Genomic DNA, 12,203 nt, shown 5'->3' with positions numbered 1-12,203 from the left:
CAATGGAGGGTTATTCGCGGCGCGCAGGCTGGAACGGTTTGGCATGCGCGTCTTCCAATACCTGACGTGGTGACTGGGAGATCGTTCGGTACGCTCAACGAATCTCGGATTCGGCGGATATATGACTGCACGGCTATGCTTCGCAGCTGGCCATCTTTCCCGCACTGCATCTCCCTCGTCGCGAGGTCTTCTTCCATGTCTTCAAACCAAGCTCCGATGAATCCCGTACTGGAGCGTGCGCTTGCCGCCAGCGCTGCCGGCAATGCGGCAGAAGCGATCGCGCTGTTCCAGCAGGCCGCGCTCGAACAGCCCGCCTCCGGTGTGCCCCATTTCCTGCTGGGTGCGGAATACGCCACACTGGGCCAGGTGGATCTGGCCGAGCAGAGCTTCAGCCAGGCCGTGCTGCTGGCGCCGGAATGGGCCATACCGCGGTACCAGCTCGGCCTGCTGCAATTCAGCGCCGGCCGTGCCTCCACGGCCCTGCTCACCTGGCAGCCGCTGCTGGCCCTGGGAGAGGAGAGCCCACTGCCGCACTGGGTGCGCGGTTTCGCGGCGCTGGCGGGGGACGCATTCGACCAGGCGCGCGCGCATTTCGAGGCCGGTCTGGAGCGCAATACCGAACACCCGCCGATGTCCGCCGACATCCGCCTGGTGCTGGGTCGTCTGGACGCGCTTGCGCAGAACGCAGTGGCGCCAGTGCCGGCAGCACCACCGGCAGAGACAGAGCAACCCGATGAGGAAGCCGCGCACGTGCTGCTGTCCAATTACCAACAACAGGGGCCTGTCCATTGAGCCACATGGCAAGCCACGTCGGCACGGGCCGCTGCGCTACGGGGCCCGTGGCCGAAGACGGGAGGGCCGAGGCATGACCCGGGTCGATCCTCCGTCGCAATGGAGCGTTCTGTTGCGCTCCCAACTGGAGCAGATGGCGCGCACGCGCGCGGGACGAACGCCATCGGCCGTTCCGGTGCAAGGCACGGCGTCTGTGGCCAAAGCCAATACCGAGCGCGCATCGGACCAGACCTCCACGGCACTGCGGCTGCGCGCCATCGCCTCCGAAGATCCCGCGCGCCGGCGCAAGGCGTTCCGGATCTTCATGGAGGCCACTTTGCGGGAAGAGTTCGGTCACGTGCTGGAAGGCACGGGCGACTTCGATGCGCTGGTGGACGAGGTCACCGCGCAGATGTACGGCGACCCGGAACTCCGCAAAGCCTGCGATCTGGCCGCAGACGCCCTGCTGGCGGCAAACGGCAAACCCTGAGACGTTCCGAACGCGGCCAGAGGCACACGGCCCGGCATCGTGCTGCCGGAAACTTCGATCTCAGTGCCTGGGGCGCAGCGCCGCCATCACCACGTCGAGCATGCTGGACCCGCCAGGTGACGTCTGCCCGTCCAGGATGCGCTCCGCAAGGCGCGCGAAATTCTCGGGGTTCGCTTCGCCGCGCAGCACGGCCTCGGCGAACCGGCCGGCCAGGCTGCCGCCTCCCAGGCGGGCTGCGCGCTCGATGTGCGCGCGTGCGGAGGGCTCGTCCTGCAGGAGTGCGAACACCACCGCGAGCCCGCCATGGCTCTCGCCGAAGTTGCGGTCGAGTTCGAGTGCATGCTCGAAGCTCGCACGCGCGCCGGCCAGATCCTGCGCGACGATCTGGGCCCATCCCAACCCGTGCCAGGTGCCGATGTGGCCGGGCATGGACTGCAGGGCTGCGCGGAACTCCCGTATGGCGCCCGGGATGTCGCCCGCGAGCAGCTGGGCGAAGGCCAGCGCGGAGCGGGCACGGCCGTCGCCGGGCTGCCGCGCCAGTGCCGCTTCGGCAAACGCCCGTGCCGTGCGCGCGTCCGTTTCCGCCAGCGCCAGTGAAGACCGGGTGACCAGAGCCTCCAGCGAAGGCCTCTCAGGCTCGGCACCGAGTGCCTGTGCCGCCCAGCGCGCCGCATCCGCGACCTGTTCCGCGTCCAGCGCGGCCAGCCCTGCGATTCCTGCCGCTTCGGGAGCCAGTGCGCCCGCCTGCTCTCTCACCTGCGCCCATTGCACCGCCCGTCCGGGATCTCCCACATGGTGCAGGGCTCGCAGCCACAGGACGTCGAGCGCCGCGGGCGTCTGCTCATCGCCGGTTTGGGAAGGCGAAGCGGCGGCTTCCATGCGCGGCGCCAAACGCTCCACGCAATCCGCAGGACGGTTTTCCTGGAAATCGATGAACGCGAGGTTGTGCAGCACGGCATCCGAGAATGCCCGCGGCGCGTGCGGCGAGGTCTGCAGTTCGGACAGAAGTTGCCGCGCGGCGTCCAGGTCGCCTCGCGCCAGCGCTCCCTCCGTCTCCCGGAGCGCCCACGCCGGCGACTGCGGCCACAGGGCACGCGCGTGCCGCACATGGAACTCCGCCCGGTCCCAGGCCCCGCACCGCAGGGCCGCGGCGAAAGCCTCGGCCAGCAGCGATTCGTTGGCGGGGTCGTCGCGCAGATAGGACTCCAGGCGGTCCAGCCGGGACAAGTCGCCGGACGCCCCGGCGGAAAGAGAAGCAGCAGTGGTCATGAGAGGATTGTCGGAAGAATCAGGGTGTTGGGGGGTACATTGCGATGCCCCGGAGATGCCGGTCTACCACGCCACGTCACACGGCGGCGCCTGCGACAGGCCGGCGCGCAGACGGGCGACTCCCTGGCGGTGCAGCTGGGAAATGCGGCTGCGCGACAGCTCCAGCATGCCGGCGATCTCGTCGAAGGGAATTTCCTGCTCGTAGTGGCAGCGGATCACGCACCGTTCTTGCTCGGGCAGCCGCTGGACCAGGTCGCGCAACAGGGCCTGACAGTGGAGGCGCTCCTGCTTGCGGAAGTAGAGCACCTCGGGTGACGCATCGTGCGCCGGTTCCTCCGATGCTTCGCTGCCGATCATGCCGGAGCCCTCCAGCATCACGCCGATCGCCAGCCCGATGCCGACTTCGGCCAGATAGGCCAGAAGTTCCTGGGGCGAGCGAGCGGGGGACTCCGCCGGCGCGTGCGCACCCGCCGACCCGGCGCCCCGTGCTGCAGCGTCCTCGGCGGCCAGCAGGCGCTCCTTGGCCAGGCGCTTGCGCAGTGCGATCTGCTGACCCTTCTCGGTGAGGCGATCGAGGCCGTTGAGGATCGCGCCCCGGATGCGGGAACTGGAGTAAGTCCTGAACTGCGCCCCGTGCGCGGGATCGTAGCGGTCCACCGCCTCCATGAGGCCGACGCTGGCGAGCTGGAAATAATCCCCGAACTCCACCTCGTCGTTATGGCGCGACTGGAAGCTGATGGCCGCGAGCATGCGGGCGTAGGGAAGATACAGCTCGATCAGCGCCGCACGCGCGGCGGCGTCCTCCTGCGAACGCCAGCGCCGCCACAGCTCCGCTTCGTCTCCGGAGGCTGCCGCGCCGGCAGGCACGCACGGGGATTCGACGGAGCGCAGCATCGCAGAGGCCGTCAGTGGAAGCTGCCCACCAGGGCCTTGAGCAGCAGTCCCCAGCCGTCGATGAGGATGAACATGAGGATCTTCACCGGCAGGGCGATCGTGGTGGGCGGCATCATCATCATGCCCAGCGCCATGAGCACGCTGGAGACGATGAGGTCGATCAGCAGGAATGGGAGGAAGACCACGAAGCCGATCTGGAATGCGGAGCGCAGCTCGGACAGCATGAACGCGGGGATCAACTGCACGTTGCCGATGTCCTCCATCGAACGCGGCGGGGGCGCCTTCGACAGCTCCACCATCAGTGCCAGATCCTGCTCGCGGGTCTGCCGCACCATGAATTCACGCAGCGGGGCGATGCCCTTGGTGAGGCCCTGCTCCATGCCGAGCTTGCCCGACATGAAAGGCTGCACCGCTTCACGGTTGACCTGCTCCAGGACCGGCGACATGGTGAACAGGGTGAGAAACAGCGCGAGTCCGATCAACACCGTGTTCGGCGGCGTCTCGTTCATGCCGATGGCATGCCGCAGCATGGACAGCACGACGATGATGCGCAGGAAACTGGTGATGCACACCAGCAGCGCAGGCAGCACGGCCAGTACGGTCAGGCCGATGGCGATGCGCATCGCCTGGGAGGTTTCGGCGCCATTCAGCCAGGACGCCCCCGCAGGCGCCTGCTGGGCCCATCCGGCGCCGCACAGGCCCAGACAGACGACCGCCACGCCCCCCGCCGCGAGGGCTCTCCGCGCTCCGCGGCGCAACGGCTGCGACGTTCGGCCAACGCACCGGTTCATGGCTGCGGCTCCGCAGGCGGTGGCGTACCGGGGCCAGGCTCCTGCGCGCCAGGAATGGGGCACTCCGCCAGCACGCCGATGGAGTGCGGAGCGCAGCCCACCAGCAGCCGCCGGCCCTGCCAATGCACCTCGTGCAGGCTGTGCTGCGGTGTGAGGCGCGTGCTGGAGACGATCGCCGCCGCCCGTCCCGGGCGTTGCTGCAGCCGCGACATCCAGCGGTTCAGCGCGCCTGCAGGCGCAGCGGATTCCGCAGGCCCGCGTGCGGCCCGGTGCTTGCGCCACACGGCGGCGCACAGCACGAGCAACAGGATGAAAACGCCCATCCATGCCAGTTCCGCCGCGGGCACTGAGGATGCACCGTCCGCATCCCTGCGCAGCGGGATCGATTCCGGAAACGCCATGGCGTCACTCGCCCGAGGAGGAGAGCTTGAGGGGCGCGGGCAGCTCGGTGAGCTTCACGCCGAAACGGTCCCCCACGGCCACCAATTGCCCGCGCGCCACCACCTGGCCTTCGAGCACCAAGTCCACCGCCTGATCCACGCTGCGGTCGAGCACCAGCACCTGCTGGGATTTGGCGGCGAGCAATTCGCCCACGGTCATGGTGGCCGAGCCGACGCATACCTGCAGCGTCGTGCGAACCTGGTGGAGAGGCTGGAAGCTGGGCAGCAAGCGCTGCGTGCCCGCCTCCGCAGAAGAGGGACCTTCCAGCGTCGAGAGTGCGATCGGCTGTACTTGGGGTGCTGGGGAGGGTTCGGCGTTCTGCGCAGACATTGAAGGAGTCTCGGAAGTGAAAAGGGATTGCGGCATGGGACAGGCGCTTCGGCGTCAGGGCTCGGCGTGGAGCTCGACCGCCAGGTGATCTCCGGCGCGCCCCAGCCATGCGGTGCACAGTGCCGGCGCCAGGGGAGCGCCTGGACCACCACCGTCGACAGGGGTAACGAGATGCACGAACGCAGGGGACTGCAACGGATGGTCGAGGGTGACGACATCGCCCGGGGCGAGCGACTGGAGCTGCCCGAGGGTGAGGGTGACCGGATGCAGGTGCACACGCACTTCCACCGCATGCGCTGCCAACGCCTGGTCGAGAGGCGCTGTCGGGTGTGGCGCAGACAGCGGCCCTGCCGGCGATCCGGCCGGCGCATCCAGCATTCCGCACCGCGCCAGGAAGGTCTCTACTGCAGCGCCATCGAGCATGCGGCACCGGGTGCGGGACTGCCAGGGAATCAGCAGTGCCAACGCGCCGGACCAGACCGGCCCGGGGGGCGGTGCCGAGGTCTTGGGCGGGACGATGGCATCCAGTGCCGCCTGCAGCGCGTCCCACGCGTCCGAGGCGAGGTCGCCAGCCATGTCCGGGCCGTCCGGCGCGGCGGCCGGAGCCGTCTCTCCGAACATCCATGCCCGCAGCGCCAGGGCCGCGGAAGTGTCGTCCAGGGCGCCGGCCCCGTCCTCTGGCTTCGCTACCGACACGCTCGCAACAGGCAGACCCCATGCCTCGCACCATGCACCATAGGCGGCCTGGAAGGCGTCGCGCACCGCGTCCTGCTGCCGGCAGCTCCAAGCGCGCAAAGGCCGGGCCTGCGCCAGCGATGCGTCCGGAGAGAGCCATGCACCCCCCGCATGGTGGTGTTCGTTCGCTGCGGCCATGGTTACCGGCTCTTCATGGAGAAGAGCTCCTGCAGCATTTCGTTGGCCGTCGAGATGACCTGCGAGCTGGCCTGGTAGCCGCGCTGCATGATGACGAGATCGCTGAATTCCTGCGACAGGTCCACGTTCGAGATTTCGATGTAGCCGGAACGCACGGAGCCGAACGCGCCGCCCGCCACGCCGGAGTGCCAGGCGCTGCCGTCCAGCGCTTCGAACTCGTTGCCGCCGGCCGAGCCGACGGCATCGGTCGTGTCGAAGCGGCCGAGCGACAGGCGCGAGCCCTTCACGGTCTGCCCGTTCGCATAGGTGAGCACCAGGGTACCGGTCGCGTCGAAGGAGGCACTGCTGAGCTCGGCTGGCGCGAAACCGTCCTGCGAAGCAAAAGCCAGGGTGGACAGGGTGCCGGAAGCGAACGATGTGACGTCCGCGCTGAAGTCCAGCGTGAGGGGGAGGGCCGCCTGTCCTGCCGGCGTGTACGTGAACGACAGCTTGGACGTCGCAGCGCTGGGCTTGCCATCCTGGAAGACCAGTTGGCTGGTGCCGACCAACGCAGAGCCGTCCATCAATTCGACTTTCCAGCTGCCGGCCGTGGTGCTGTTGGTATTGGTGAGCTTGACGGTGAGCAGGTGCTCGCCGCCCGCAGCGTCGTAGACCCGCACTCCGCTCACCGTCTGGTCGGTGCCGGAGCTCGACAGGTTGCCGGTGAACTTCGCGACCGCGGTCGCCTTGCCTGCGGTGGTCTTGAGGTTGGCGATGCTGATTTCCCCAGGCGAGCCATCGGCTCCCACGCCCATCACTTTCGCGCCGCTGCCCTGCGTCACCAATACGCCGTCCCGGTTGAACCGGAACTGTCCGGCCCGCGTGTAGCGGATGCTGCCGTCGGTGCCCTGGAGCATGAACAGGCCCTGACCATCGATCGCGAGATCGAGCCCGTTGCCGGTCTGGCGCAGCTCGCCGGACTTGAACGACATCGAGGTGCCCATGGTGCTCACGCCGTAGCCCATCTGGCCGAACTGCCGGCCGGTGTATCCGCCACTGGAATAGAACGTGTCCGCGAACCGCAGCGACGAACCCTTGAATCCCGGCGTATTGAGATTGGTGGTGTTGTTGGCGATCACCCGCAGACCGCGGGAGAAGCTGGAGAGGCCCGTCATGCCGACGTAGATGGATTCGATCATGGAAACTCCTGGAATTCGGGGGAGAAGGTGTCTGCAGGCGCGTCAGCGCACGGCGAGGATCTGGCCCAGGCTGATCTCCTGGAGCGTGGCGCCCGCGCTGGTGCGCAATGTGATCAGCGGCGATTCGCCCGACAGCGAGAGCGACACCACCGTGCCGGTGATCGTGCCGCTGGTCGAGCTCACGTCCACCGTGCGACCGATGAGGCCGACCGACTGCAGCGCGGCCTGGTTGCCGATCAGCGTGGCGATCTTGGAATTGAGCTGCTGCGTCTGCTCCAGGCTCGTGAACTGCGCCATCTGGGCCATGAACTGCTGGTTGTCCATCGGCTTCATGGGATCCTGGTAGGTGAGCTGCGTCAGCAGGATCTTCATGAAATCCTCCTGGCCCAGCGCGTTAGCGCGCAGGCTGGTCGTGGCGCTGCTGATGCCGTTGATGCTCATGGATGGCCCTTCTGGAAAATGGAGGAGAACGAAAGCCCGGCGGACCGGGGAGAGAATGCGATGAAGTCCGTGGCGGCCTGCATGCCAGCGTCGAACACCACCCGCCCGTTGCAGACGACACGCACCAGCCGCTGGCCCTGCTCTCGCAAAGCCCGCTGCAGGGACGGCACGATGGCCGCGGCCTGGAAGCCCACCTGGCTTGCGGATCCGTCCATGCCGAGCCAGAGCAATGCGCCGGCCTCGGTCCACTGGGCATACACACGTGTGCCGGAAGCATTTCCGCCCTGCATGTGCGGGTCTGCCCCCATGGAACGTGCCTGCCGCCCGAGCGCGGGCGCAGGATCTCCGGGCCGCCTTTCGGCCCCGGATGGGGGCCACTGAGCGGCCGTCGCCAAAGGTGCACGGAATTCCGGCAGTGCGGACCGCGCCATCGTGACAGCGAGGTCTGGCGTGGTGGCAGCCTGCAGGCGCGCTGGCGTCCAGGCCGCGGCGGCGTCGTCCATCAGAGGTTTCATCACCAATGGCCGTTCTGACCCGGCGTCCGTCCCGGCCCCGCCTGGCGTGGCACCCGCAGTCTCGGCCGCTTCGGCAGGCGATACGGTGGGCAGGCCTGCGAGAGACACGTCGGAAGATGCCGAAGCGGTCGCGGCTCGAGGCTCTGGCACGTCGCCGACGCCGCTCGACGCGCTGACCGCATCCTGCCCCGGTGGCTTGCCGCCGGCAGCGACGTCGGATCGGGCATCGGCCGTGTCCGGCTCGCCCCTCGACTCCTGCGCGGCTGCTGCTCCATGACGCGGGCTTGCATCCAGGGTCTCGGAAAACGGCAATGCGACCGGCTTCTGCCACAGCGAGGCAGATACGACCGGGGTGCGGAAGGCAACTGCTGCACTCGCCGCATGGGACATCGGCGCAGCATCCACAGGCAATGCAGTTCCCCGCTTCACAGCGACTGAGCGCGTTCCGGCCGGAGAAGCCTCACCGGGAGAGAACGGCTGGAACCAGCCTGCCAGCTGGGCACGCTCCATTTCGCGCAGCCAGGCCTGGCGCGGTGCCGGATGGCCGGCAGGCTCGCGGCCGCCATCCACCCCCTTGGGGCGTTGACCACCCTCCGCCGTCCACAGATACCGGGCCGCAGATGAATCGATGCCGTTCATGCCGCCGCCTCCACCCCATCGATGGCCGTCCCGGTGCGCACACGCATGCGGCCTATCCAATCCCGATCGGCTTCCGCCGCGGCGAGCCGGGCAGCCTCCAGCGCGTAGTCGCGCAGCGCCGCGGTTCGGTGTTCCTGCAGCCCGTCGATGGTGCGCTGCTGGGCGATGCATTCGGATTTCAGGGCGTCGCGCCGAGCCTGGAGCGCCTCGATCTCCCGGTCCTGGTCATCGATGCGGCAACGCGCCTGCGCCAGATAGGCGAGTCCACGCTGGTACCACCGGGGGTCCAGCCGGTTCTGCACGGCCTGTTGCATCTGGAGTGCCTGCGCGTCGAATTGCGCCTGCAGCGCGCGGCCCTGCGCCAATGCCTCCGTGAGCGTCTGCTGCAGGCGCGCCATGCGGCCTTCCAGCCGCTCGAGCTGCCACTCCTGCTTGCGGAGATAGGGCTCGAGCGGGTAGGAAAAGCCACGCAGATCCACGGCCGAGGCGACGGCAACCGGCGTTGCCTGCTTCATCGCGTACCTCCCTTTGCGGCAGTGGCGCCGAATGAAAAGCTGAATTTCTGCGGCATCCCGGCCACCGGCTTGGCGGTGGGCACTGCCGGCGCGAGAGAGTGTGCGGGGACAGGCTGTACGGCGGGCAGGGGCCGGTCGGGCCACAGCAGCCTGCGCAGCGCGCGCATTCCATCCGCGCGCGCAACGCCCCCTTCCTGTTGGCACAGCCAGTCGTGCAGGCCCGGAGCCAGGGCCAGGGCCTGGTCCAGCTCGGGATTGGCGCCCTTTTCATAGGCGCCGATGTCCACCAATTGCCGGTTGCGGTGCAGCAGCGCCTGGTACCGGACGGCATCGGCAATCAGCTCGCGGTCGTCGGCGCTGGTGAGGTCCGGCAACAGACGGCTGGCGCTGCGCAGTACGTCGATCGCGGGATAGCGCCCGTCATGGGCGATATCGCGCGACAGCACGATGTGCCCGTCCAGAATCGAGCGCAGGCTGTCGGCGATCGGTTCGTTCATGTCGTCGCCTTCGACCAGCACGGTCAGCAGCGCCGTGATGGCCCCTCCCGAAGGCGCGGTTCCACAGCGCTCGCACAACTGCGGCAGTTCGGCGAACACCGACGGGGTGTAGCCGCGCGCCGTCGGCGGCTCGCCGGCCGCAAGGCCCACCTCTCGGCGTGCCATCGCCAGCCGGGTGACGGAATCCATGGTCAGCAGCACCTGCTTCCCGGCATCCCGGAAATACTCCGCGATCGTCACCGCGGCATGCGCCGCACGGATGCGCGCGAGCGCGGGCTGGTCGGATGTCGCCACGACGACCACCGATCGCTGGAGCCCGTCCCCGAGCTGCTTGTCGATGAATTCTTTCACTTCGCGGCCGCGTTCACCGATCAGAGCGATCACGTTGACATCGGCACTGACGTGCCGCGCGATCATCCCGAGCAGGGTGCTCTTGCCCACGCCGCTGCCAGCGAAAATGCCCACGCGCTGCCCCTGCCCCATGGTGAGCAGTCCGTCGAGGCAGCGCACCCCCGTCTGCAGCACTTCCTGGATCCGCGGACGCTGCAACGGGTTGAGCGGGCGCGCGTGCAGAGGGCGCTGCTGCGGCGCCACGGGGTCGGGAAGCCCGTCGAGCGCGCGGCCGAACCCGTCCACGACCCGGCCCAGCAGCGAGGGCCCGACACCGAAGGTGGACTGGCGCCCGAGGGCCACCACTTCCGCCCCTGCAGAGACGCCCTGCATGCTGCCGTAGGGCATCAGCGTCAGCATGTCGCCGCGCAACCCGACCACTTCGGCCAGTACCCCACCCCCCGTTCCCGACGATCCGTGCCGCGGCAGGATGCGGCATAGCTCCCCGACCGTCGCGTCAGGACCTTGGGTCTCGATGGCGAGCCCTTGCATCTGCCGCACCCACCCGATGCGTCGCACCAGTTCGGCATCGCGCAATGCAGCGCGGTAAGCGCCGAGCGACACGGAGGGAGCAGACTTCACGGCATTCACGCGCCAGCCTCCCCGGCTTTCGCGACGGTCGCCACTTGCCTGCGCGCTGCGCGGATCTCCGCAAGGCGGGCCGCCATCGCTTCCAACTGTCGCTCCAGGCGCGCATCCAGTGCCCCCTCCGCCGACCGCAGCAGGCAGCCGCCAGCGCGAACGTCGGTGTCGGCCACCCAGCGCAGGGTCTGCCGTTCCGCATCGAACCCTCTCGACGCCAATGCCTGTACGGTGTCGTGGTCGGCGCGCAGCAGTGCCATGTCGTCGGGGTGCAGGTGCACGCTCAACGGGTGGCGACCATGCCATGACTGCAAGGTCCTGGCGAGCATCGCGCGTGCGCCTTCGCGGGTCACCGCCTGATCGCCCACGATCCTGCATACGGCTTCGAATACGACGTCCAGCATGTCGTCTTCAGCGCCTTGGAGTAATTGGGTCCACTGCTCGGAGAGCTGCTCCGCGAGCCGTTCCATCTGCTGGGCGCGCCGGGCGGCTTCCTGCGCCTGTGACTGCCGCTGTTGCTGTGCCGCCTGTGCGGCCTGCTCCCGAACGCCCTTCACCTGCTCGGCGACCTGTTCGGCCACGTGGTCACGGGCCAGAGCGCGTGCGCGCGCCTCGACTGCCTCGTCCAACAGGCGCCGGCCCTCCTGCAGGCCCTCTTCGTAGCCGGCACGCCGGCCCTGCTCGCGCGAGTCCGCCTCCAACGCGGCAACGTCCACGGCAGGAGCCGTTGACGGTAAGCAGGGTTGCGGACGCGCCGTACCCCCGGCCAGGGCCCCGGGTTCGTCGCGCACCAGCGGCGGGACGTCCGGAGCCGTCCGCTCCACGATCAGCTGGCTTTTCTGCAGGACATCCGCGGGAAGGGGTGTCCTCGTGGGCCGGCCCACTGCCACGGCCTGGCCGTGCCACGGGGCGGAGCGCAGAATGCGTGCGTCCCGGTTCATGTGCGCTTTCCCGTACGGAGCGGTCGGGGCAGCCACCGGTGCCAACGGCGCGCGGCGGCCGCATCCGAGCAGCCCCCAGCAGGCAACGACACCGCGGGGGGCGGGGACGGCACATCGCAGCACTGGCGCATGCATCGCAGCAGGCCTGCCGCCAGGGCCGGCGCGGGACGGCCGCAGTCGCCCTGGTTGCCGAGCAGATCCATGACCCGCCGGCGCTGGAGGGCCGGCAATTGTTCGAGCAGCGCCGCGCGCCAGGGCCAGGGACGCAGGCACAGTGCCTGGGCCACCAGCAAGGCGGGCTGCGCTCGCCAGGCCCGGGCCAGGCGCATGGTGTTTTCGGCATCCAGTGACATCAGCGCGTCGCCATCGGGCACGTGTTCATCCGGGGCCGGCTCGCTGTACCCCTGCGCCGTCACAGAGCCCGCCGCCACCACGGCTTCCAAGGCAGGCTCGGTGGAAGTGGACGCTTCGCGCAATCCGGCCAGCCCATCCAGACAGTCGCGGTCGGGCGGGATGCCCAGGGCTTCCAGTTCCTCAAGCAAGGATTGCAACGCGACGCGTTCAGGCTGGGACAGGTGCTCCAGAATCCATGCACGGTCTGCCGGCTCCATCGCATGGAGCATGAGCGCGGCCTGCCGGGATTGCG

General features: G+C 68.8%; 15 protein-coding genes. 2 read left to right on the top strand and 13 right to left on the bottom strand.

Annotated elements, in window-relative coordinates:
• Nucleotides 1–195: 195 nt before the first annotated feature.
• Both Q9R47_RS12900 and Q9R47_RS12895 read left to right on the top strand, forming a co-directional pair.
• Nucleotides 196–792, top strand: a complete 597-nt coding sequence (locus tag Q9R47_RS12900) for a hypothetical protein (RefSeq protein ID WP_311233596.1) — start codon at nucleotides 196–198, stop codon at nucleotides 790–792.
• Nucleotides 793–865: 73 nt separating this feature from the next.
• A complete protein-coding gene (locus tag Q9R47_RS12895) occupies nucleotides 866–1,261 on the top strand; it encodes a hypothetical protein (RefSeq protein ID WP_311233595.1) in 396 nt (131 codons plus the stop codon).
• Between the two features lie 60 nt (nucleotides 1,262–1,321).
• On the opposite strand, the gene Q9R47_RS12890 is transcribed toward Q9R47_RS12895, so the two are convergent.
• The 13 genes from Q9R47_RS12890 to Q9R47_RS12830 form a co-directional block, all read right to left on the bottom strand.
• Entirely contained in the window at nucleotides 1,322–2,530 is a 1,209-nt protein-coding gene (locus Q9R47_RS12890) for a tetratricopeptide repeat protein (protein ID WP_311233594.1), read from the bottom strand.
• Between the two features lie 63 nt (nucleotides 2,531–2,593).
• Nucleotides 2,594–3,424, bottom strand: coding sequence for a sigma-70 family RNA polymerase sigma factor (locus Q9R47_RS12885; RefSeq protein ID WP_311233593.1), 831 nt, complete (start codon nucleotides 3,422–3,424; stop codon nucleotides 2,594–2,596).
• A gap of 11 nt (nucleotides 3,425–3,435) precedes the next feature.
• Complete coding sequence (gene fliP, locus Q9R47_RS12880) at nucleotides 3,436–4,143, bottom strand: flagellar type III secretion system pore protein FliP (RefSeq protein ID WP_311233592.1); 708 nt, start codon at nucleotides 4,141–4,143, stop codon at nucleotides 3,436–3,438.
• A 68-nt stretch (nucleotides 4,144–4,211) separates the two neighbouring features.
• Complete coding sequence (locus tag Q9R47_RS12875) at nucleotides 4,212–4,616, bottom strand: flagellar biosynthetic protein FliO (protein ID WP_311233591.1); 405 nt, start codon at nucleotides 4,614–4,616, stop codon at nucleotides 4,212–4,214.
• Between the two features lie 4 nt (nucleotides 4,617–4,620).
• On the bottom strand, nucleotides 4,621–4,986 hold the full coding sequence (locus Q9R47_RS12870) for a FliM/FliN family flagellar motor switch protein (RefSeq protein WP_311233590.1): 366 nt from the start codon (nucleotides 4,984–4,986) through the stop codon (nucleotides 4,621–4,623).
• 54 nt (nucleotides 4,987–5,040) lie between these two features.
• Nucleotides 5,041–5,859, bottom strand: a complete 819-nt coding sequence (locus Q9R47_RS12865) for a FliM/FliN family flagellar motor switch protein (protein WP_311233589.1) — start codon at nucleotides 5,857–5,859, stop codon at nucleotides 5,041–5,043.
• Between the two features lie 2 nt (nucleotides 5,860–5,861).
• The gene (locus Q9R47_RS12860) at nucleotides 5,862–7,037 is read right to left on the bottom strand and encodes a flagellar hook-basal body complex protein (protein ID WP_311233588.1); all 1,176 of its coding nucleotides are present in this window, start codon (nucleotides 7,035–7,037) and stop codon (nucleotides 5,862–5,864) included.
• Between the two features lie 42 nt (nucleotides 7,038–7,079).
• Entirely contained in the window at nucleotides 7,080–7,478 is a 399-nt protein-coding gene (locus Q9R47_RS12855; protein WP_311233587.1) for a flagellar hook capping FlgD N-terminal domain-containing protein, read from the bottom strand.
• Nucleotides 7,475–8,632, bottom strand: a complete 1,158-nt coding sequence (locus Q9R47_RS12850) for a hypothetical protein (protein WP_311233586.1) — start codon at nucleotides 8,630–8,632, stop codon at nucleotides 7,475–7,477. Before Q9R47_RS12850 ends, Q9R47_RS12855 begins: the two co-directional genes overlap by 4 nt.
• Nucleotides 8,629–9,147 (bottom strand): hypothetical protein, encoded by a 519-nt coding sequence (locus Q9R47_RS12845; RefSeq protein ID WP_311233585.1) that lies wholly within the window; start codon nucleotides 9,145–9,147, stop codon nucleotides 8,629–8,631. The genes Q9R47_RS12850 and Q9R47_RS12845 overlap by 4 nt, the downstream gene beginning before the upstream one ends.
• Nucleotides 9,144–10,625 carry a FliI/YscN family ATPase gene (locus Q9R47_RS12840; protein WP_311233584.1) on the bottom strand — a complete coding sequence of 494 codons (1,482 nt, stop codon included), beginning with the start codon at nucleotides 10,623–10,625 and terminating at the stop codon, nucleotides 9,144–9,146. The genes Q9R47_RS12845 and Q9R47_RS12840 overlap by 4 nt, the downstream gene beginning before the upstream one ends.
• Nucleotides 10,622–11,332: a FliH/SctL family protein gene (locus Q9R47_RS12835; RefSeq protein WP_311233583.1), complete on the bottom strand. Its 711-nt coding sequence runs from the start codon at nucleotides 11,330–11,332 to the stop codon at nucleotides 10,622–10,624. The genes Q9R47_RS12840 and Q9R47_RS12835 overlap by 4 nt, the downstream gene beginning before the upstream one ends.
• Nucleotides 11,333–11,553: 221 nt before the next feature.
• A complete protein-coding gene (locus tag Q9R47_RS12830; RefSeq protein ID WP_311233582.1) occupies nucleotides 11,554–12,180 on the bottom strand; it encodes a hypothetical protein in 627 nt (208 codons plus the stop codon).
• Nucleotides 12,181–12,203: the final 23 nt, after the last annotated feature.

The sequence above is a fragment of the Acidovorax sp. PRC11 genome (genome assembly GCF_031844105.1).
GTDB lineage: Bacteria > Pseudomonadota > Gammaproteobacteria > Burkholderiales > Burkholderiaceae_C > Paracidovorax.
This window is presented reverse-complemented; position numbering and strand designations above follow the sequence as displayed.